Origin of the sequence: Acinetobacter sp. G11 (assembly GCF_049808495.1) — a bacterium.
GTDB classification, from domain to species: Bacteria; Pseudomonadota; Gammaproteobacteria; order Pseudomonadales; family Moraxellaceae; genus Acinetobacter; species Acinetobacter kookii.
The window spans coordinates 65,533-84,676 of sequence record NZ_JBNCAT010000004.1; the positions used below are offsets into that span (position 1 = coordinate 65,533).

The following is a 19,144-nucleotide window of genomic DNA, read 5'->3' on the forward strand; positions in this document are numbered from 1 at the left end:
CATAACTCTTATAAAGTAAAATATAGAAATAAATAGGAAGTGTACGTCTGATGCGTGGTGTTAATAAAGTTATTTTAGTTGGAACTTTAGGTAAAGATCCTGAAACCAAAACTTTTCCAAATGGTGGTTCTCTGACTCAGTTTTCAATTGCAACCAGCGATTCGTGGACTGATAAAAATACGGGTGAGCGTAAAGAACAAACTGAATGGCATCGTATTGTGTTGCATAACCGCTTGGGTGAAATTGCACAGCAATATCTACGTAAGGGTTCAAAAGTTTATATTGAAGGTTCATTGCGTACGCGTCAGTGGACAGACCAAAGCGGTCAGGAACGCTACACCACAGAAATTCGTGGTGAACAGATGCAAATGTTAGATAGCAACCGTCAGCAAGGTGAACAAGCTGCAGGTGGCGATAACGCCGGTTATAACCAGCCACGTTTCAATAATAATCAAGGCGGCGGTTATAACAACAATAATAACAACCAGGGCGGTTATGGCAATCAGGGCGGTTATAACAACCAGAACAATCAGGGTAGTGGTTATGGCAACAACAACCCAGGCGGTTTTGCACCAAAACAGCAGCCTGCACCGGCAGCAGCTGCGCCGGCAGATCTAGATGATGATTTACCGTTCTAACTTTTAATTAAAATGGCAAGTCATCTTTAAAACCCTTCCATTGTGGAGGGTTTTTTAATGGGCGATTGATCAGTAGTTTAGGATGAACGCTTATTTTTTGGCAGAAACCCACATGGTGATGATGGCACGGAACACCACATCCTGATTGGTATCTTTGACTTCAACCTGAACTGGATAATCACTGCCTGCGTTCCAGGGAAAATTGACTTGCAGCGGGGTGGCAACTGCAACCAAATCGGTATTGGCTTTTTTCAGATATTCCACCTGCATGCCTTTGGGAATCCAGCGATGCGTAGCAGGTACAGTGACATCGGTCATGGTTCCACCGGCAAGCTCTGCCATATTGCACATGGCAATGGCATGTACCGTGCCCAGATGATTCAGCACAGCGCGGTGCTTTTTCATCTTGATTTCGCAGTATTCGGGTTCAAGTCTTTCAAATAGTGGTGAAATGCTGCTGAAATAAGGCGCTTTTAAGCACAGCATTTTAGAAAATGTCCATTTCCCGGCAGGCTTATTGGCCAATGTATTCCATATTTTTAATGCTTGGCTCATCAGAGAATTCCTTCTTATCATTTTAAGAAAATCATTCTAATACAGAATAATATTCTGTTATTTGGCATAAATGACTGCTTTTCGGTAATAAATGGTCTATGATTTTGCCTGTTCTCATCATCTATCGAAGCATATGGATATGCAGCAAGCCGATTTACTCCACCGTATTTACCCTGGACGACGTGCCGAACTGAAACGTATTTTGTTGCAACATGCTTTAGACTGCTTTTCAGAATTCAGCATTGAAGCGACCAGCATTGAAATGATTCGTGAGCGTGCAGACAGTAGTGTGGGTGCGATTTATCATCATTTTAAAAACAAGGAAGGCCTAGTCGGAGCACTTTTTAGTGCAGCCTTACAAGATCAGATGCAGCAGCGCACAGCTACATTACAGCAAGCCCAAGGCGTGCAGCAGGGGATGGCTGTTATTATTGGCCAATATATCGATTGGGTGGTGCAGAACCCCGACTTTGCCCGCTTCCTGTTTATGGCACGCATGAGTTTAGGGGCAGAGCAGCACGCAGAAATTGCTGCACAAAACCAGCAACGCAATCAGGCGGTATTTGACTGGCTAAAAAAGCAGACAGATGAGGACCTTGCACAGCTTGCAAAAATTCCGCGTGAATTGCTGTTCTCTTTAATGCTGGGTGCAACCGAAAGTTATTGCCGTGCCTGGTTATCACGCAAAGTCAGCACTTCTCCCATTCTCTATAAGCAGGCTTTGATTGATGCAGCTTGGCATTCGATTATGCAGTTTCCTTCTTACGCTAAAATTGGCTACAGCGATTAGAACAAAGCATAAGATAGAATTTTTAAATCTAAAAATTCGATTATTTTTATAAAAAAGTACGGTTTTACCTATTTAAGAAACTTTCGTATTCTAGCTTCACCAGATAAGCAATCCCAGAAACGAGCTAGAGGATATCTCATGAGTTTAATCAATACTGAAGTAAAGCCATTCAACGCAACAGCATATAAAAACGGTGAATTCATCCAGGTGTCTGAACAGGACATGATCGGAAAATGGTCCGTGGTATTTTTCTATCCTGCAGATTTCACTTTCGTTTGTCCAACAGAACTTGGCGATTTAGCTGATAATTATGCTGAATTCCAGAAAATGGGCGTAGAAATCTATTCAGTATCGACAGATACCCATTTCACTCATAAAGCCTGGCACGATTCTTCTGAGGAAATCAAGAAAATCCAGTACAGCATGGTGGGTGACCCAACCTGGACCTTGGCAAAAAACTTCGAAGTGCTCATCGAAGCTGAAGGTTTGGCTGACCGTGGCACTTTCGTGATTGACCCGGAAGGCAAAATCCAGATTATCGAAATCAATGCTGGCGGTATTGGCCGTGATGCGCAAGAACTCCTGCGTAAAGTGAAAGCTGCACAATATGTCCATGCTCACCCAGGTGAAGTGTGTCCGGCTAAATGGAAAGAAGGTGATGCTACCCTTGCACCTTCAATCGACCTGATCGGTAAAATCTAATCTCAAGTTAAAATAATCTTCTAAAAAATCCAGGACTTCGGTTCTGGATTTTTTTATGTCTATTGTTTGAAAATTAAGGCGTATAGCCGAGGTGATCCCTGGCTAAATCTTTTAGACCTTTGATCAAGTAATCAATCAGTTTTTCCATCACCAGACGTTGCCCTTTACGCGAAGCATAGACCAGTTGCACTGTACCTAAATTTGAGCACCATTCCGGTAAAATATGAATCAGCCTGCCTTGCTGGATGTCCTGTTCAACCGCCAAATAGGGCAAGTCGGCAATGCCCAAACCGTCACGTACCGCGTAATAAACCCCTGCCAGATCATTGCTTTTGATCCGCGGTTGCAGCGGAATGTCAATCACTTCATCATGCTCGCGATTGTGTAAATGCCAGTAATATTGTGATTTTTGCGTACCGAGAACAATGCTTGGAAATTCATGCAATTCAGTGAAATGCCGGATTTGCCGTCCCTGTAGCAGTTCCGGACTGGCCACCAGGCAATGCGTGGTTTTAATCACGTCACGAATAATCAGGCTGGAATCTTCATTGGCCTGAAAATTGGTGCGAATAGCCAGGTCGATATCATCATGCAGCAGGTCGACACGGCGGCTGGTCAGCTCCAGTTCAATCTGGACTTTGGGATAATCTTTTAAAAACTGGTTGAGTAAAGTTCGTACCTGGAAATGCATCATCAGTGCAGGGCAGCTGATTTTGATCAGGCCTTGTGGTTCGCTTTTTTGTTTCAGCAAGACATGATTGGCACATTCGACCTGCGCAATGACCTTGCAACATTCTTCATAAAATTCCTGTCCCAAAGGCGTCACTTTAAAATGACGGGTGGAGCGCTGAATCAGGCTGACATTAAACTGGTGTTCCAGATCTAAAATGCGTCGGCTGAGTTTTGATTTGGTGATATTGCTGGCTTCACTTGCTGCACTAAATCCCCCGTGTTTAACCACCAGGAAAAAATAATAATAATCATCAAATGAATGCATACATCATGCTCAGAACAGGACCAGGGAATAACCGTTATTCTAGCTGAAAATCAGCCAGATAACGGATATTGAATAAGACAAAATAAGCGATCCGAAGACCGCTTATCTTAAAAAGACGAGGGTTATTTTTGAGCGCTGTGCTGGTTATAGCTGTTGATCAGGTTGCGATAATCCGGGATGTGATTGGAGAACAGGGTACCCAAACCTTCAATGTCATTACGCCAGTCACGGTGCAATTCACAGGCAGCTCCAAACCAGGTCATCAGTTGCGCGCCGGCAGTAGACATGCGATTCCAGGCAGAATCACGGGTTAAAGGGTTAAAGGTGCCGGAAGCATCGGTAATCACGAACACTTCAAAATCTTCTTCAAGCGCTGAAAGTGCCGGGAAGGCGACACAGACTTCAGTCACCACACCGGCAATAATCAGCTGTTTTTTACCTGTGGCTTTTACCGCTTTGACGAAGTCTTCATTGTCCCAGGCATTAATTTGACCGGGACGGGCAATATAAGGCGCATCCGGAAACATTTCTTTCAGTTCGGGTACCAATGGACCATTAGGGCCCTGTTCAAAACTGGTGGTTAAAATCGTTGGAAGATTGAAATATTTGGCTGCTGCAGCCAGGGCCAATACGTTATTTTTAAATTTGTCTGGATCGATGTCGCGTACCAGCGATAACAGACCGGTTTGATGATCCACCAGAAGAACCGCTGCATTCTCTTTATCTAAACGAATGTAAGGCTTGCTCATTTTGCTATTCCTTGTTGTGATGAAAAACATCCTGACATCAACCGAAAACAGAAGTGTGGCGATGTCGTGATATTTTTTTATGCTAAGTGTGAAAATAGGACAATGGAAGCGCTGATTCCGAGAAGGTTAATCATAAAAATAGGATAATTTATAAATATGAGGCTTTTTTCTAAATATTTAAACTTGATGATTATTCGATAAAGTCATTTTGTCTTGTTTGTAGGACAGTGTGTATTAATGTCACTCTATATTCAAAACAATGAAAGCACTAATATAAGTCCATGTTCATCCTATCGAGAATATAGGAGTTTAAAAGATGAAAAAAATTATTGGCGTTTACCGTAACCAGAACATGCATTGGGTGGGTGACGGCTTTCCGGTGAAAAACCTGTTTTCCTATGACCGCTTAGGGCAGGCGATCAGTCCATTTTTACTTTTGGACTATGCAGCACCCTACCATTTTAGCCCAACGACGCAGCAGCATGGGGTCGGTTCCCATCCGCATCGCGGTTTTGAAACCGTGACCCTTGCCTATCAGGGTGAAGTGACGCATAAGGACTCGGCGGGTGGTGGTGGGACCATTCAAAGCGGTGATGTGCAATGGATGACGGCAGGAGCAGGTCTGGTGCATGAAGAATTTCATTCGGCTGAGTTTGCCCAAAAAGGCGGCCTGTTTGAAATGGTACAGTTGTGGGTTAATCTGCCTGCAGCAGACAAAATGACCGCACCGAAATATCAGGCGATTGCAGCAAAGGACATCCCGGTCATTGAATTTGAACACGGTGCAGGGCATATCCGGGTGATCGCCGGCCGCTATATGGACGGTCATGCAGAACATCAGGGTCCTGCTTCCACCCATACTCCGGTCAATGTCTGGGATGGCGAATTAAAAGCCGGGCAGGTTCAGCATCTGCATGTTCCTGTCGATCACAATGTGCTGCTTGTGGTGTTGTCTGGCGAAATGCAGCTGAACGGAACGCAGCATGTACAAGACAGCTCGATTGTGATGTTTGCTCAAGATGGCGAAGCCGATATTCGACTTGAAACACTGCAAGACAGCAAATTCTTGCTGCTGACCGGTCAACCGCTAAATGAGCCAATTCAAGGCTACGGACCTTTTGTGATGAATAGCAAAGATGAAATAATTCAAGCATTTAATGATTTTAATAGTGGTAAATTCGGTGAAATACCGGTTGCAGGTTAAGTCGGTATTCATCGGAGCTGAGTGAAAAAGAAAGAGCCCCCTAAAAATTGAGGGGCTTTTTTGCGAACAGAATTTTTTTGTTGTCAGCATATTTGTATAGTTGGAGCTGAGGAAAACGTGATGGAGTTATCAAGTTTTTGCGTTACGTATCATAATAATATTAGAGGATTTTGTAAAACGTTTGTTATAAAAACGGTTAATATATATTTATTTTTTTAAAGGTTTTTTTATTATTTATATTTGGAAAATAAAACAATTTATTGGGTTTTTTAAAAGGTTTTTTGTATATAAATAAAGGTAATTGTTTACTTTAGACGCTTTATGATGAGTTTTGTTAAAAACATACATTCTGGAATATTTTAATACCACCTTTTAATCTCGCTTGGTTCATAATTTCAAGAATCTTATGTGTAACTGACGGATAATAATTTTGGATATTGCAGTTATTGGCAGTGGCATGGCTGGGCTAGCTACCGCAAGAATTCTTAAAGATGCAGGTCATAGCATTACTATTTTTGAAGCGTTACCTGGTCGTGGTATGGATAGCCATAGCATTAAATTCGAAGGTGGCCTGATTGATGCACCCTTACGCGTCATGAATCCGCATTTGTGGAAAAATACCCTGAGTTTGGCAACCTATTTGGGTATACCCACTTTTCCTGTTCGTACCTATATGGCATGCAGCTGGTTGTTTGAAGACCGCACTGAAACCTGGTTGACCACATCACGCAGCCGTATTGGCAATTTTCCGATTATTAATAACCGGAAAGGCATTCAGCAATATGGCTGGCGCATGGTTAAAGGCATGCTGCAACTGAAAGCGGCCATCACCCGATTCTTCAAATCAAAGAATCAGGAGATTACTCTGGCTGAATTTATTAATAATAATGATATTGAAGAAGTGTTCTGGCATGGTGCAGTGATGCCTGTACTGTATACCATTTGTACCTGTAACCCGAAAACCATTGGCGAATGGCCGGCAAAACCTTTATTGACATTCTTGCGTCAATTGACGGATGGCGAGGCTTTACTGCGTATTCAGGGTGGCACACCGGCACTGGTAAACAAGCTGATTGAAGGCATTGAAATTCATGACAGTTCTGCCATTACCCAAGTCAAAGAACAAGAACAGGGGGTTGTGGTTGAAAATGCGTTGGGTGAGCAACGCATTTTTGATCGTGTCATTGTGGCCACGCCGACCAATAAAATTGAAACGTTTTTAAATAATGAACAATTTGCAGATGATATTGCGCTGTTAAAGAAATTCAAATTTGAACAGGGCCAATTGGTGATCCACACTGACCAAACCGTAATGCCACCCAAACGTAAAGATTGGGCGGTACTCAGTTATATGATGGATCGTAAATTTACCCGTCAGCAGTTTACCGTATGGCTGAATTCGGTCGAGCCGAGTCTGGTCGGTAAAAATCCAGTGTTCCAGACCTGGCAGCCGGTAACGGAGATTGACCCGAAAAAAATCATCTCGTCAGTGACTTTAACCCGTGCTGTGGTGGATTCACAAACCGTAGCTTTAAATAAAGAGCTGCAAGTCCGTCATAAAGATCTAAACCGTAAAGTGTACTATTGTGGTTCCTGGTCTTGTGATGGTTTGCCGCTTTTGGAATCGGCAGTGACTTCAGCCATGAATATTGCGGAAATTCTTAATGCCCCATTGCCGTTTGTTGGATTAAAACCTAAAGTTGAGGTTGCCCCACAACTCGGCTACTAAGACATGAAATGGCTTCAAGCGATTCGGCAGAAACTTCCTCAACATAAATACGCAATCAATGCCAAACAGTTAGGAGATGATGCTGTCCTCGCCTGGAGCAATCTGGGCTATTGGGAGGATGCAAGATCTTCCTATCCAGAAGCTTGCCGCCAATTGGCAGATCAACTGGCGCAAGCAGTAGCTTTAAATTCAAATAACTGTTTATTGGATTTAGGCTGTGGCCAGGGAGCAAGCCTGCTGTACTGGCAACAGCACTATCGGGTTCAGCATATTGAAGCGGTAGAATTACAAGCCAGTTGTGTCATTCAAATTCAAAAACATTTTCCGCACATTGCGGCCATTTACCCGCAATCCTTTTTAAATTTAAAACAGATTCCTTTCAAACAGCGCTTTGATGTGGTGCTGTGTATTGATGCTGCCTATCATTCCAATCTGAATTCATTTCTCGATTCAGTCGGCAGTGTTTTAAATTCACAAGGCCGACTGGGCTTTCATTATTTAATGCTGTCCGAGCAATGGTCGAATTTAAATGGACTGCAACAGCAAAAATACAGGTGGCTGCTCAAGGCTGCTGATGTGAATCAGGAGCATTTAATGACCGCACCGCTCTTGGAGCAGACCTTGCAGCAACATGATTTTAGCGACATTGAAATTCGAAATTTATCCAAAGCCGTTTTGCAGGGATTTGCAAGCTATGTGCAACATGTGCAGCAATTGCCGCAGCAGGGCACAGCTATGGATGCTTTTAAGATTCGCATGACCGCAAAGCTCTGTCAGCAGCTGTATCAGGATGGGTTGGTCAATTATGTACAGATCAGTGCGAAAAAGAATGCCTGAGCATGGAGCAATATTTTAGTTTTTAAAAGCTAAGTGCAAAAACAACAAAGCCTCACTAAAAAGCGAGGCTGAGTATAAAATGGTGCCGGCACACGGATTCGAACTGTGGACCTACTGATTACAAGTCAGTTGCTCTACCAACTGAGCTATGCCGGCAACGTGCAGAGAATAATAGCGATTTTTTTTGAAAACGCAAGCCAAAAAATGAACGGTTGGATCGGGTGAATGGAGCCGGCTATTCTCCATCACCCTCTAGATCCGCTATTCACATTCATGTCCTGTTGCGATTGAACCGGTTATTTGCTCCTTAAAATCTGGTCCAGGTCTTGAGCACATTCTTCCAGGGTTAAAGCCATATCGATTTGCATTTGTGGTTTAAGTTCGTCGGCAAGCTTGCGCCATTGTTCGATCAGTCGGAGGGCTTTTTGAATTTTATGTTTATTAATATCCTTGGCAATTGTTGGAGTATAACCACCACGTTTAGCATTCTTGATTTGTTTGACATAATTATTGCTGGTATTCATATCTACTCCCGAATAGCAGTTTTTCTATGTGTTCAATGTGCTTGTATAGGTCGACTTAAGGCTCTGTTATATGATTGTTATCATGGAAATATTGCATTTATATGATCATATTTCAATAGGTTTGTTTAGTTTGTGGACTCGAAATAATAGCGTGCAGAAATTGTGCCATTTATGTGGCATGTTAATGAAATCCCAGGCTTTGATGGCTTTTGGTAATCAATGTGAAGCGGGTTACATCGAAGCTATTGCAGATCAATTATCTAGAGACATTACATTTACAATGATGGAAATTGAAACATAGCTGGCGTTAGAGAATGAACTTTAAGGTGTAGATTAATGCTGATGTAGCGCAAGTGATCAATAGCAATGCACAGGATAGATAAACATGACTGAACAAGATAACCAACAACCAGACCAGCAAAAACAGCCTGTTCCTTTAATTCAACATCCTGATCAGCAGAAACACCCTAATCCACCCAACCCTCAGCCGGACCAACCGGACCAGCATATCGAAACATTCAATCCGCAAAAAAAGCCGAATGAACAGCCTGAAAATCCAATCAGACAACAGAAGTAACGCATTTTTTGCATGAGGGTTCCGGTTCTTATCACTTCATCGTTGAAGATAAACGGATTTTTTCTGGCTAGAGGGTTTGAAGGGTATTATTTATCAATCGGCTAAAGGGAAATACATAAGATGACAAAACAGGCCAAAATGATCATTGCTGGAGTGGTACTTATCCTTATAGCTCTGGCTGCCTTGGTGTATGTTCAATCCAGGAAAAAAGAGGAATTTGGCGGTTTTCAAGAAGGGAGCGAACAGTATTACGGCTATCGCTATGCACAAGACCATCTTAAATCTGTAGATCAATGCGATGATGACAAAGACGATCCCGCCATGAATTTCAATGAGGAATTTTTTCAGGGATGTCAGAAATATTTTGAAGATAAATAATGTTTCAAAATTAGTGGAGATAAACCGTTCATTACTCAGTTTTTTCGGTTTGAATCATTTTTTTAATATCAATTATATAGAGGCGAAGTTGGCTGCTCAATATTACATCCGCTAGCCTGGTCTGAGCTTATTAAGCCGCAGTAGATAATATAAAGATCTCAATCTTGACGATTTTTCCCAGTGTATTTTTACGGTTTTAGAATCGCTGGGTATTTTTGCTGAATAGGATACGATAAAAAAGGCTTAAACCATTACAGTTTAAGCCTTTCGTCACTGCTTTGGATTGCAGGTCTTTCGAATCTGGCGGGAGAGAGGGAGTCACATTTTTAATTTAAACCATTGAAATAAAAATATATTCACATGGTGTATTTTTGTTTTTACCCCCAATTATACCCCCAGATTAATCAAGGTAGTAAAGCTTGTATAGTTAGGTGGATGAGTTTAAAAATAATTATACAAAATAAGGTACTTGCCTACTAGTCTGAATCTGTTTGTTGGATTTTTACACAGATCTAATAAGTTTATTCATTCTATTCAATTTTTAACATTAGATCGCTCATTATTAGAAATGCCTTCAACCTCATTGTCATTATGTACGGTATTACCATATTGACTATGCTGATCAAACCCTAAAGCAATATTGGTATTTGGTTGATTTTTCATTGTTAAAAATTGTTTTTGTTCTGCACATTCGTTTCTCAATTGGGTTTCAATTTGGCTAAGTGCTTCGGATGCAAGAGTTTCATTTATCGTCTGTTGATCTTCTTTGGAAATCTCACCCAAAGAAGCTTTAATTTTTTCCAATTCAATAGTTCTGCTTACAGCTAGATCAACTAGATACTGCTCAAACTCTTTTGCAGATTTGCTCATGTTTTCTTGGATAGTATTTTTTTGGCGCACGAGCTCTTTTTCAAGTTCTATAATTTTTTCATCCTTTAATTTTAGTTCTTGCCTTAAATTAGAATCATGATTTGAATTCTGTTCTTTTTTGAGTTTTGATATTACTTTGTCTTTTTCAATTAATTTGAAATTATGTTTATCAATTAAAAAGTCTAAACAGTTTTGTAGGCTTTTTAATTTGTACTTGTCTGTAATTCTCTCTAGCTCTTTTAACGTCTTTTGATCCAATGTGATTTGTTTGGAGATGCGATTAGCTTCCTTGTTTGTGTAGTTATACTTAAATAAACGGAATCTCTTTTTTAAGATTTCAAAATGCTCAGGGCTAGTTTCAAGTGAAAAGTGTTCAGTCTCAAATTTTGCAGTATTTGGGAATAGTTGATCTATGGAAGCTGAATTTGATTGGTTAGGTAAAGAGGAGGGGTTTTGATTGTCATTTGATTTAGTTTGCGAATGATTTATAGAAAGATAACGATCTTTACTACCAGAGGTTGTGATCTTTCGTATCTGGTTTGGTCTTAGTTTGGTTTCTTGATCTAAGAATTTTTTTTTGCGTTCTGTATCAGTGGATAACCATTGTTCTAAAGTTAAATATGGTCGTGTCATTTTTCAATTTAAATAAAAGTTGTTTAAATATTTATATATCAATAAATAAACATTAAGTAAATGTTAACTAAATATTAAGTGTTGATTATCATATTTTTAATTATCATTTTGTGCTTATCTTAATTAATGTATAGTAGTTATCATGAGAATACAGTTAAAGTTTTAGGAATAGCATCTGTGTCGGAGAAAATTTCAGAGCAATATCTTTTAACCCTATTTCTGGCTTTTTATCAAAAAGTAGATGGTCAGCTTTCACCTTATGCATTTTGGGCACTACTGAAGTTTGTAAGAAATTTTGGAATTGAAAGTACCTCATTACCGCTAGCTGAATTGTCAAAAGTAATCGGCATACAGGTTAAAAAATTAGGGGGTGTGTTGGATGAATTGGAGCAACGAGAGATATTAATGATTAGCTTTCCTGAGAGTGGAAAGCGGGCTCGTGTCCGTCACTTACAACTCAGGCTTGCTTATATTGAAGCGATAATAGAGTCTCCTGACTGGCTAGAACAAATCCATAAAAGACAGAATAGGCAGATTTCTTTACTTCAGCTTATTAAGATTTTGTTTATAAAAAGTGATGGCATAAGCATTAGTAATTTACTCCCAAATTTAGAGTTGAATTATGGTCTTGATTATCGAAGCTATTTGGTTTTGCTGCGGTTGCTTTATGGGACAGATTTATTTGGGATTGTTATAGGGTGTGGAATTGGTGAAATTGAGCGAGCCACGGGTTTAAACAAGCAATCTATTTATCGGGCGATACAACAACTAAAAAAAATGGGATTTATTCGAAGTCAGGCAGATGGCGCAATTCGAAATAGTTTTATTCAAACAGAGTCTCCAATTTACGCTTTAAACATTTCGCATGAATTTTGGGGGGATGCTGCAATTTACGGCAAATTTTATATTTTGAAGTACCCTCAGCCACATGTTTTTGAAGTTCAGAAAGTTGCCTCTATTTTTACTATGCTGAATCCAAAGAGTGACTTGTTGTCAAACACTAAAAGTGAAGATTCAGATGCTGGCTTGAAAGTATTGAATTGCAAAAACAATTATTTGCTACATGATCCTTTGTGCTGGATGAAACCGTTTATTCCTCTGTCTCGTGAAGCTGTAGGTTATGCAAATTATGTTGTGCTACAACAGCAGGAAATAATGAAGTTGTATGATCATTATTTCGAACTAAAGCGGCTACATTCAGAAAACCCATTATCAGCAACGTTTTATTTAAAGCCGCATGAAAATATTTTGAAGGATGAGGCGGTTTTGGATCATTTAGAATCTATCCAGCATACTAAACTCAGCGGGATGAATAACCGGTTAGGTCTTTTTCAAAGCTTGCTTGAGCAGTGGTGCTGTCAGATATATAGCCAGAATATATCGCTTTTTAAAATGCTGAGAGATGCTAATCCAGCAGTAATCGATGATGAAAGCTTTGAACGTTTAGGGTGCACAGACTTTCTCTATACGTATTCATTGCAAGCTACTCAAATCAAAACAATCAAAGAAGATCTTACTCAAAAAAATGAGACTGATAAAATTGAATCAATGATCACCTTCAGGTTAAAGGCTGAGCAGTCCAGAATTCATCAGTTTTTAATGGCCCTTATGGATCTGATTGCATATAACCAAATTTATTTTTTTCAGCAATGTATGCGGAAACATTCTGATATTGACCAAAAGCTCGGTGCTACTAAAAGTAGTTTGGAAAGGGCGTTGGTAAATGCAACTGAAACAGTGATGCCTTTTAAGATTCTACCTCGGTCATTTATACAAAATACATACAGCTGTTGCTTTGTCCCTGATCAGCATGCAAAAGCTAACAGGTATTTCTTAAGTGAATTGGCGTTTCAAGAACCCCTTCAGGATGGAACTCGCTTTGATTTTCCTACACAGCAAATAACAGAAATTTCACCAACACTGGTAGAACTTAAAGATTACGGACTGCTGCATCATCACTGTTTGTCATTATTTGAATAGTTTTTTGCGCTAGGTTTATGATTGAAAAATCATTTTTCTGACCTAACTATCGTAACGCCAAAATATATAAAAGGCCTAGCTTACCCGAAGGTTTGGAAATCGTGCTGATCGGCTGGGCTATCATTATTGCTTTTGCGCTAAGACGGTTTTATATATTATTAATATAGAGATTAATACTTATAATAGATTAATGACTATAGAGTATAGAACTATAAATACTAGATATATCAATACAATTACTCATACGGATAATAAGAACAGTTAGACATGTCATTCAAATCAGAATAGATACCCCAATATGGATGATGCTATGGATCAATAGTCCATGCAGGATGAGAGCACTATTCGATATATGCGGATAGTGGATGACTGGTCCTTACTCTAGATAAGGACTCCATTTAAAAAAATAAGTCGATTGCTTAACTATGACGTTAATCATAGTTAAGGAAGTTCAACGTGTTCCCATTGGATTTAGATCATCAGGCAGGGGTGATGTATGCCATTCATACCTTTGTTGATGTATGTCTTAATTTTGATATGCCGAATGAAGCATTCCTTTTTAATTTGGAGCGCTTATGCTGTGCATTTGAGGTGTTTGAGCAAGAAGGGGTTGAGTACTCTGCATCGATTAGGGCGTTTATTTCGGTCACTGAATATCTCAATAGCCAGCGTGGCATCCACAGCTTTGGTGAATATCTATCAGGACTTTCTATAGGCGAAATTAAGGCATTAAGACGAATCCTGCATGCGCATAGAGGGCTGATAAGTGAGGAGATCAAAAGCTTTACAAGACGGAAAGAATTGAATCGAGTGGCATTACTTGAGGAGTTCGAAGGTGCAATTAAAGCCTATCATGAAGTATTGGTGATCAGGGTAGATTTATACTATTCCAGAGATCGTCTGAAAGAAATTACTATACATGATTTCTATCAGCATATCGGAAAACTACGTGATTTGATCACTGATAAGAATGGATATTTTGATGCACTTTTGACCTATGCGATTTCGCTAGAGCATGGAATAACAAAAGGCTTTCATGTGCATCTAGCATTCGTTATTAATGAGTCCAAATATCGCAACGATTATAATATTGCTAAATGGGTGATTGAAAAATGGCAGGAGATCACTCTTGGAAAAGGGTATGGATGGAATAACAACACGACAGAAAACAAAAAGAATTATTACGATCAAGGTACTTTGGGGATTGGGATGATTCGTCGTACAGAGCCTGATAAAGGCAATAATGCTTTAAAAACCGTTGCATATCTTAGTGACCCTGAAAAATACAGGCAGACGTTATTGGTTAAACCACGAGGACGTAGAACCTTTTATAAAGGGGATTATCAGCATCATGGTCGCCCTATACCTGACACTGAGGAAAATAGAAGAATTAAAGAATGGGATGCGCAGACTGCTTTAGCAAAGCTGGAAGAGGAGGTTTGGTTTAAAAAATTATGAATGTGTCAGTTCTATGAAATCAATTCATTCATAGGACAACACATGAGTAATTTAGCATTAGAGTTTACAGCTGTACGCTTAGAACAGAACATGATTGAGCATTACAAAAGACTCAAATTTGAGCGGGTTCCAGAAGGTGTCGAATTCAAAGATTATCAAAGTGCTTTAAATCAGGAGTTAAAACAAGCATTGATGAGCTACTTGGACGATTGGCGTATTCTGATGGTGGCTTATGGAGGGCAGTACGGGTTTTCATTTTGGGTGGATGCTTTTTATCGTGCTTATAGCAGTGTGCTACTGGAATCAGGCACTCCCTATTTTACAATGGAGGGTGCTACCACAGCTTCTCATTATAATGATCAAGCATCTGCACATATTGATAAAATTTTGAAGCGACTGAATAAGTTATTTAAAAGTGCAAGCTTTTTAGAACAACTCCAGCAGTATAACCAGTATTACACGAAGCAGATCGACAAAATTCGTGAATCTTATTGTACGGTGAGTGAAATATATCCCAATGCCGTTGATTTGAAATTTGAACTGAGTCTAGAAGGATTGCACAATCAATGGGTTGATATCTCTGCGTGGAGTAAGTTGCTATATCACTTTCAAAAGCAGCTCAAACAACTCTCTTGGTATAACGCCCAAGTCGTATTTACGTTTTATCAGATTATTCGAGTTGATCAACGCTATGTTGTGAAATTCTTTTTGACCCTCGATCCCTTATTGTGTGCTGAACCTTCAGCGTATAGTCGAGAAATAGATATTTGGTGGAAAAGGGTAACTCAAAATAGGGGGATTTCGTTTTGTCCACTGTTAGATTTTCAGCAGTATCAACATGAAGATGAGTATCAACTGATTATCCAGAGGAATGCTCAGGATCAAGCTTTAGATCCTTTAAGTGCCCTAGACGAGATGCCTGATCGAGAAACCAGTAGCGAAGGTTTAGCCAATAGAATCTGTGTTTATCCTCAAGGATTTAGATGGTTTCGTGGTGCACCTGTAAGACGTTAAAAATTCATATTACATTCCTGTACTTGCTTGACGCTATATAACGTGCAGATTATCCTTAGCCTGCTGACCTACATCGTCAGCGGGTTTTAGCAGACCCATTAACAAAGACAATATGTGAAATCTCATTTTGCATGTTGTGGACCCGTTCGTCCCCCTTTCTTTGCGGTAGGGCGGAGGGGGGACGCGCTTGCGCGTGCTGGTTTCTTTGTTACCAGTCTGCTAACCCTCCTTCGTTCTGCCACCATCATATTAGCAGTGATTTGGCAGGATTCTTTTAAAACAAAGGAGTACGCCATGCGCTTACATCAATACCGTCTTTTACATTTCTCTTTTTTCATGTTTGTACGATTGGGTGATTAGACCTGATGCTGTGCAGTTAATGCATAGCTGTGTCGATGACTTTCTAAGAATAAAACTTTTTCAAGTACATATTACCGATATGAAGATGAATCTCTCATGCTGTTTTGAGGGTCATAGATCCGTGTGCTTTATCGTCTATAACACTTCAAAAAAACATAGATATTCATTCCAACATTCATGCATGGTGAGCACTGCGTCTGATTAAGACCAAGACGAGTGATGCCTATAAAAAGAGAAAATGATTATGTTTAAAACCTTCCTAAAAACTGCCCTTATTTCATCACTACTTGCAGGTGCATCATTGGCGCAGGCAGGCTGGTTTGCGCAAGCCAGTGAAGCTTATTTTGTTAAGGCCCGCAATTTGGGTGGTGGGGTGTATCAATGCATGTATAAAACCAATCCGGGCAACCGTGGTTGGCGTAATTTTACGGTGAACTTTCAGGGTGGTTGTCCGCGCTTTGTTCACTTTAATGCTCAGAATGGTCAAGTCACTGTACCCAACTAAAGACGGGAGCATTTGAGATGAACCAAAAAACCGTATTGGGCTTGGCGGCAATCTTAGCCCTGACCTTGATCAGCATTGCAGGCTTCTATTTCTTCAGCCCTAAACAAGGAACTGAAAAAACGGTTCAAGCCAGCACTTCTGAGGCTAGCTCTGCACAGCCGTTGGAATCCGCCAGTTCAGAAGCAGCATCCACTGAGATTGCAGCGGCAGAAGTAGACGGGATCGATGTCAAAGAACTGACCACGGGAAGCAAAAGTCTGAGCCCATCAGACCATGAACCTGAGCTACTCAGCTTTGAATTTGATAAAAACTTAAAGTCTGTCGATACCTTACTGTCGATGCTGCCTTATGACGAACTGCCTCAGTTTGAGCAGTACAACCTAGACAAGTATCAACGCTATGTCTTTGCTAAAGCCGCAAAAGATACAGGCAAATCAGTGAAAGACTTCAGCTTGCAGGAACACGGAGCACTTGAATCGGAGCAGGCGGGTAATCGTTACTACGTTTATAAATTTGATAATGGCACAGACTGTGAAATCCATCTGGTCAGTATTGATCTAAACACAGGCGATTATGGCGTGAGCTATAACTACTGCTAGGGATGAATTTTATGAAGCAATTTTTTAAACCCATCCTACTCGCAGTAACTGCAACGTCAGGAATGTTACTGGGTGGCTGTAATTCTGGCCTTGATCCAAATACATTTACGGTAGAACTCGATGTCAAAGATACCAGTAACTGGTATGCGCAAAATCAGTCCGCTACAGTATTGACGATCCGCTCTAACAGTGCAGATCCGATTGATGTCACCAATGTGCTGATCAACAACGGTGAATGCAGTTACGAAGGTTATCGCAGATCGTTGGAATATCCACAGCATTTTAAAATGGGTCTGCGTTTAAGACTGAAATTAACAGGCTGTGGCTATGACAACGTAGTGCGTGTTGATGTTGAAACGGAGAAGGGCACTGCAAGCTATAGCTTCCAATAACGGCCTTCGACTCTCCACGACAAAGCAAAAACTAAATCAAACCGTGTCCTCAATGGGCACGGTTTTTTTATGCCCTCAATTTAGCTCCTCATACTGAATTCATTTCACAAGGAATATCAATGTCCTTTATTCAATGTCCCTACTGTCAGTCTAGCCATGTCAGACAGACCGATTCAGGCAACGCCCACGCCAACTATTTCGAACAATTACACCACTGTATTTCACCGACACAGATGGCGATGTTGGGCATGCAGATCGCACGAAAGTCAGGCTTTTCACCGCTCTTCGGTGCAGCCGTCGGGGTAGTGATCGGCGGCGTACTGGTGGTCGTTAGCCAGTACTACTTTGAAAAGTACTACAGCAATGCTGAGCAATATGTCTGCTTGGATTGCCAACAACAGTTTGCATGGGTGAAGCAATAGTTACCTCTCTATCTACATTTACATGCACGCATTCTTCATTCTTTAAAACCTTACACCACATCTTTACATTTTCATTTTAGGAATATTCAAAATGGCACATCAAATTGAAAACATGGCTTATGTCGGTCAAACCCCTTGGCATGGTTTGGGTAATCAACTCACACCGAGCGAACCAATCGAAGTCTGGGCCATACAGGCAGGGATGGACTGGCAGATTGAAAGTTCCAATGTCAGCTATATGGCTAGAAATGATCGTGGGCAAAGCATCATCCTACCGCATGATGAACAGCGGGTTTTATACCGTTCCGACACACATGCGCCTTTATCGGTGGTCAGTCAGCGTTATCAGGAAGTTCAGCCTCGCGAGATTTTAGAATTTTATCGAGATTTGACTGAACAATCAGGCTTTGAACTGGAAACTGCAGGCGTACTCAAAGGTGGCAAGAAATTCTGGGCATTGGCTAAAACGGGACAAAGCTCAGCCTTAAAAGGAAAAGATGTCAGTAATGGCTATATTCTCTTAGCCACTGCTTGTGATGGCACACTGGCAACTACCGCACAATTCACTTCCATTCGCGTAGTTTGTAACAACACTTTAGCCATTGCCTTAAAAGGTCAGAACGCAAGTGCAGGTATAGTCAAAGTGCCACACAGTACCAAGTTTGATGCGCATAAGATTAAACAGCAATTGGGGATTTCAGTGCGGGCATGGAACGAGCATATGTATGAAATGAAACAGCTCAGTCAACGTAAAGTCACACAAAGTGAGGCAGCAGCGTATTTTGATACAGTGTTTAATAACACCAGCCTGAGTCCAATGGAGCAGGATGAGGGTATTATTCAGTTCTACCGCAATGTAGCGGCACAACCCAACCTAGCTACTAAAGCTGAAAACAAGACCGAACCGAATGGACGCGCCATGTCAAAAGTCATGACCATGTTTAATGGGCATGGTCGAGGTGCAGAACTCAGTTCAGCCAAAGACACGGCATATGGCTTATTATGCAGTATCACGGAATTTGCAGACCATGAACGTCGAGCAATGAGTCAGGATCATCGCTTAGATTCTGCTTGGTTCGGCGCAGGGGCAGGCTTAAAACAACGTGGGCTCGAACAAGCTTTACGCTTGATTGTTTAACTTTAGATTCAGATTTCAGATAATCACATCAGATCAGCATGATCCTGTAAATCTCCTTGAACTCAAATACCTCTTTGCCACATCTCCAGATGT

22 protein-coding genes and 1 tRNA gene are annotated in these 19,144 nt (G+C 40.8%); 17 read left to right on the forward strand and 6 right to left on the reverse strand.

The window, feature by feature from the left end; translation table 11 throughout:
* Nucleotides 1-50 precede the first annotated feature (50 nt).
* Entirely contained in the window at nucleotides 51-638 is a 588-nt protein-coding gene (gene ssb, locus ACPUEY_RS02800; protein WP_425121066.1) for a single-stranded DNA-binding protein, read from the forward strand.
* Between the two features lie 90 nt (nucleotides 639-728).
* On the opposite strand, the gene ACPUEY_RS02805 is transcribed toward ssb, so the two are convergent.
* Nucleotides 729-1,193, reverse strand: coding sequence for a hotdog fold domain-containing protein (locus ACPUEY_RS02805; protein ID WP_425121067.1), 465 nt, complete (start codon nucleotides 1,191-1,193; stop codon nucleotides 729-731).
* Between the two features lie 139 nt (nucleotides 1,194-1,332).
* On the opposite strand from ACPUEY_RS02805, the gene ACPUEY_RS02810 reads away from it, so the two are divergent.
* Together ACPUEY_RS02810 and ahpC are read left to right on the forward strand one after the other, a co-directional pair.
* On the forward strand, nucleotides 1,333-1,983 hold the full coding sequence (locus ACPUEY_RS02810; RefSeq protein ID WP_425121069.1) for a TetR/AcrR family transcriptional regulator: 651 nt from the start codon (nucleotides 1,333-1,335) through the stop codon (nucleotides 1,981-1,983).
* Between the two features lie 138 nt (nucleotides 1,984-2,121).
* Nucleotides 2,122-2,685 carry an alkyl hydroperoxide reductase subunit C gene (ahpC, locus tag ACPUEY_RS02815; RefSeq protein ID WP_092820458.1) on the forward strand — a complete coding sequence of 188 codons (564 nt, stop codon included), beginning with the start codon at nucleotides 2,122-2,124 and terminating at the stop codon, nucleotides 2,683-2,685.
* A 73-nt stretch (nucleotides 2,686-2,758) separates the two neighbouring features.
* On the opposite strand, the gene ACPUEY_RS02820 is transcribed toward ahpC, so the two are convergent.
* The gene (locus ACPUEY_RS02820; protein ID WP_425121071.1) at nucleotides 2,759-3,682 is read right to left on the reverse strand and encodes a LysR substrate-binding domain-containing protein; all 924 of its coding nucleotides are present in this window, start codon (nucleotides 3,680-3,682) and stop codon (nucleotides 2,759-2,761) included.
* Nucleotides 3,683-3,804: 122 nt separating this feature from the next.
* Nucleotides 3,805-4,431, reverse strand: a complete 627-nt coding sequence (ycaC, locus tag ACPUEY_RS02825) for an isochorismate family cysteine hydrolase YcaC (RefSeq protein WP_425121072.1) — start codon at nucleotides 4,429-4,431, stop codon at nucleotides 3,805-3,807.
* A gap of 316 nt (nucleotides 4,432-4,747) precedes the next feature.
* Here ycaC and ACPUEY_RS02830 point away from each other — a divergent pair, with 316 nt between their 5' ends.
* From ACPUEY_RS02830 to ACPUEY_RS02840, 3 genes are all read left to right on the forward strand, one after another.
* A complete protein-coding gene (locus ACPUEY_RS02830; RefSeq protein ID WP_425121074.1) occupies nucleotides 4,748-5,635 on the forward strand; it encodes a pirin family protein in 888 nt (295 codons plus the stop codon).
* A 430-nt stretch (nucleotides 5,636-6,065) separates the two neighbouring features.
* A complete protein-coding gene (locus ACPUEY_RS02835) occupies nucleotides 6,066-7,364 on the forward strand; it encodes an FAD-dependent oxidoreductase (protein ID WP_425121075.1) in 1,299 nt (432 codons plus the stop codon).
* A 3-nt stretch (nucleotides 7,365-7,367) separates the two neighbouring features.
* Entirely contained in the window at nucleotides 7,368-8,201 is an 834-nt protein-coding gene (locus tag ACPUEY_RS02840; RefSeq protein ID WP_425121076.1) for an SAM-dependent methyltransferase, read from the forward strand.
* Between the two features lie 80 nt (nucleotides 8,202-8,281).
* Here the strand turns inward: ACPUEY_RS02840 and ACPUEY_RS02845 are convergent.
* Nucleotides 8,282-8,357, reverse strand: a tRNA-Thr gene (locus tag ACPUEY_RS02845).
* Between the two features lie 140 nt (nucleotides 8,358-8,497).
* Nucleotides 8,498-8,725 carry a hypothetical protein gene (locus tag ACPUEY_RS02850; protein ID WP_092820453.1) on the reverse strand — a complete coding sequence of 76 codons (228 nt, stop codon included), beginning with the start codon at nucleotides 8,723-8,725 and terminating at the stop codon, nucleotides 8,498-8,500.
* A 70-nt stretch (nucleotides 8,726-8,795) separates the two neighbouring features.
* Between ACPUEY_RS02850 and ACPUEY_RS02855 the strand changes: the two genes are divergently transcribed.
* The 3 genes from ACPUEY_RS02855 (at nucleotide 8,796) to ACPUEY_RS02865 (ending at nucleotide 9,680) form a co-directional block, all read left to right on the forward strand.
* Nucleotides 8,796-9,026: a hypothetical protein gene (locus ACPUEY_RS02855; protein WP_425121077.1), complete on the forward strand. Its 231-nt coding sequence runs from the start codon at nucleotides 8,796-8,798 to the stop codon at nucleotides 9,024-9,026.
* Between the two features lie 84 nt (nucleotides 9,027-9,110).
* Entirely contained in the window at nucleotides 9,111-9,302 is a 192-nt protein-coding gene (locus ACPUEY_RS02860; protein ID WP_425121078.1) for a hypothetical protein, read from the forward strand.
* A 120-nt stretch (nucleotides 9,303-9,422) separates the two neighbouring features.
* Nucleotides 9,423-9,680: a hypothetical protein gene (locus ACPUEY_RS02865; protein ID WP_092820450.1), complete on the forward strand. Its 258-nt coding sequence runs from the start codon at nucleotides 9,423-9,425 to the stop codon at nucleotides 9,678-9,680.
* Between the two features lie 534 nt (nucleotides 9,681-10,214).
* On the opposite strand, the gene ACPUEY_RS02870 is transcribed toward ACPUEY_RS02865, so the two are convergent.
* Nucleotides 10,215-11,183: a hypothetical protein gene (locus ACPUEY_RS02870; RefSeq protein ID WP_425121079.1), complete on the reverse strand. Its 969-nt coding sequence runs from the start codon at nucleotides 11,181-11,183 to the stop codon at nucleotides 10,215-10,217.
* A 177-nt stretch (nucleotides 11,184-11,360) separates the two neighbouring features.
* Between ACPUEY_RS02870 and ACPUEY_RS02875 the strand changes: the two genes are divergently transcribed.
* The 8 genes from ACPUEY_RS02875 (at nucleotide 11,361) to ACPUEY_RS02910 (ending at nucleotide 19,051) form a co-directional block, all read left to right on the forward strand.
* On the forward strand, nucleotides 11,361-13,163 hold the full coding sequence (locus ACPUEY_RS02875; RefSeq protein WP_425121080.1) for a MarR family transcriptional regulator: 1,803 nt from the start codon (nucleotides 11,361-11,363) through the stop codon (nucleotides 13,161-13,163).
* A gap of 456 nt (nucleotides 13,164-13,619) precedes the next feature.
* The gene (locus ACPUEY_RS02880; protein WP_425121081.1) at nucleotides 13,620-14,621 is read left to right on the forward strand and encodes a hypothetical protein; all 1,002 of its coding nucleotides are present in this window, start codon (nucleotides 13,620-13,622) and stop codon (nucleotides 14,619-14,621) included.
* A 42-nt stretch (nucleotides 14,622-14,663) separates the two neighbouring features.
* Nucleotides 14,664-15,635, forward strand: a complete 972-nt coding sequence (locus tag ACPUEY_RS02885; RefSeq protein WP_425121082.1) for a hypothetical protein — start codon at nucleotides 14,664-14,666, stop codon at nucleotides 15,633-15,635.
* A 604-nt stretch (nucleotides 15,636-16,239) separates the two neighbouring features.
* Nucleotides 16,240-16,500, forward strand: coding sequence for a hypothetical protein (locus ACPUEY_RS02890; RefSeq protein WP_004650270.1), 261 nt, complete (start codon nucleotides 16,240-16,242; stop codon nucleotides 16,498-16,500).
* Nucleotides 16,501-16,517: 17 nt separating this feature from the next.
* Nucleotides 16,518-17,099, forward strand: a complete 582-nt coding sequence (locus ACPUEY_RS02895) for a hypothetical protein (protein ID WP_425121083.1) — start codon at nucleotides 16,518-16,520, stop codon at nucleotides 17,097-17,099.
* Between the two features lie 11 nt (nucleotides 17,100-17,110).
* Nucleotides 17,111-17,491: a hypothetical protein gene (locus tag ACPUEY_RS02900; protein WP_425121084.1), complete on the forward strand. Its 381-nt coding sequence runs from the start codon at nucleotides 17,111-17,113 to the stop codon at nucleotides 17,489-17,491.
* A 119-nt stretch (nucleotides 17,492-17,610) separates the two neighbouring features.
* On the forward strand, nucleotides 17,611-17,913 hold the full coding sequence (locus ACPUEY_RS02905; protein ID WP_425121085.1) for a hypothetical protein: 303 nt from the start codon (nucleotides 17,611-17,613) through the stop codon (nucleotides 17,911-17,913).
* Between the two features lie 91 nt (nucleotides 17,914-18,004).
* On the forward strand, nucleotides 18,005-19,051 hold the full coding sequence (locus ACPUEY_RS02910; protein ID WP_425121086.1) for a DUF932 domain-containing protein: 1,047 nt from the start codon (nucleotides 18,005-18,007) through the stop codon (nucleotides 19,049-19,051).
* The last annotated feature ends 93 nt before the right edge of the window (nucleotides 19,052-19,144 follow it).

What these genes read in the sequence shown, in the direction of transcription:
- ssb (WP_425121066.1), top strand. Translation starts at nt 51, where the DNA reads ATGCGTGGTGTTAATAAAGTTATTTTAGTTGGAACTTTAGGTAAAGAT.
- ACPUEY_RS02805 (WP_425121067.1), bottom strand. Translation starts at nt 1,193, where the DNA reads ATGAGCCAAGCATTAAAAATATGGAATACATTGGCCAATAAGCCTGCC.
- ACPUEY_RS02810 (WP_425121069.1), top strand. Translation starts at nt 1,333, where the DNA reads ATGCAGCAAGCCGATTTACTCCACCGTATTTACCCTGGACGACGTGCC.
- ahpC (WP_092820458.1), top strand. Translation starts at nt 2,122, where the DNA reads ATGAGTTTAATCAATACTGAAGTAAAGCCATTCAACGCAACAGCATAT.
- ACPUEY_RS02820 (WP_425121071.1), bottom strand. Translation starts at nt 3,682, where the DNA reads ATGCATTCATTTGATGATTATTATTATTTTTTCCTGGTGGTTAAACAC.
- ycaC (WP_425121072.1), bottom strand. Translation starts at nt 4,431, where the DNA reads ATGAGCAAGCCTTACATTCGTTTAGATAAAGAGAATGCAGCGGTTCTT.
- ACPUEY_RS02830 (WP_425121074.1), top strand. Translation starts at nt 4,748, where the DNA reads ATGAAAAAAATTATTGGCGTTTACCGTAACCAGAACATGCATTGGGTG.
- ACPUEY_RS02840 (WP_425121076.1), top strand. Translation starts at nt 7,368, where the DNA reads ATGAAATGGCTTCAAGCGATTCGGCAGAAACTTCCTCAACATAAATAC.
- ACPUEY_RS02850 (WP_092820453.1), bottom strand. Translation starts at nt 8,725, where the DNA reads ATGAATACCAGCAATAATTATGTCAAACAAATCAAGAATGCTAAACGT.
- ACPUEY_RS02855 (WP_425121077.1), top strand. Translation starts at nt 8,796, where the DNA reads ATGATTGTTATCATGGAAATATTGCATTTATATGATCATATTTCAATA.
- ACPUEY_RS02860 (WP_425121078.1), top strand. Translation starts at nt 9,111, where the DNA reads ATGACTGAACAAGATAACCAACAACCAGACCAGCAAAAACAGCCTGTT.
- ACPUEY_RS02865 (WP_092820450.1), top strand. Translation starts at nt 9,423, where the DNA reads ATGACAAAACAGGCCAAAATGATCATTGCTGGAGTGGTACTTATCCTT.
- ACPUEY_RS02870 (WP_425121079.1), bottom strand. Translation starts at nt 11,183, where the DNA reads ATGACACGACCATATTTAACTTTAGAACAATGGTTATCCACTGATACA.
- ACPUEY_RS02885 (WP_425121082.1), top strand. Translation starts at nt 14,664, where the DNA reads ATGAGTAATTTAGCATTAGAGTTTACAGCTGTACGCTTAGAACAGAAC.
- ACPUEY_RS02890 (WP_004650270.1), top strand. Translation starts at nt 16,240, where the DNA reads ATGTTTAAAACCTTCCTAAAAACTGCCCTTATTTCATCACTACTTGCA.
- ACPUEY_RS02895 (WP_425121083.1), top strand. Translation starts at nt 16,518, where the DNA reads ATGAACCAAAAAACCGTATTGGGCTTGGCGGCAATCTTAGCCCTGACC.
- ACPUEY_RS02900 (WP_425121084.1), top strand. Translation starts at nt 17,111, where the DNA reads ATGAAGCAATTTTTTAAACCCATCCTACTCGCAGTAACTGCAACGTCA.
- ACPUEY_RS02905 (WP_425121085.1), top strand. Translation starts at nt 17,611, where the DNA reads ATGTCCTTTATTCAATGTCCCTACTGTCAGTCTAGCCATGTCAGACAG.
- ACPUEY_RS02910 (WP_425121086.1), top strand. Translation starts at nt 18,005, where the DNA reads ATGGCACATCAAATTGAAAACATGGCTTATGTCGGTCAAACCCCTTGG.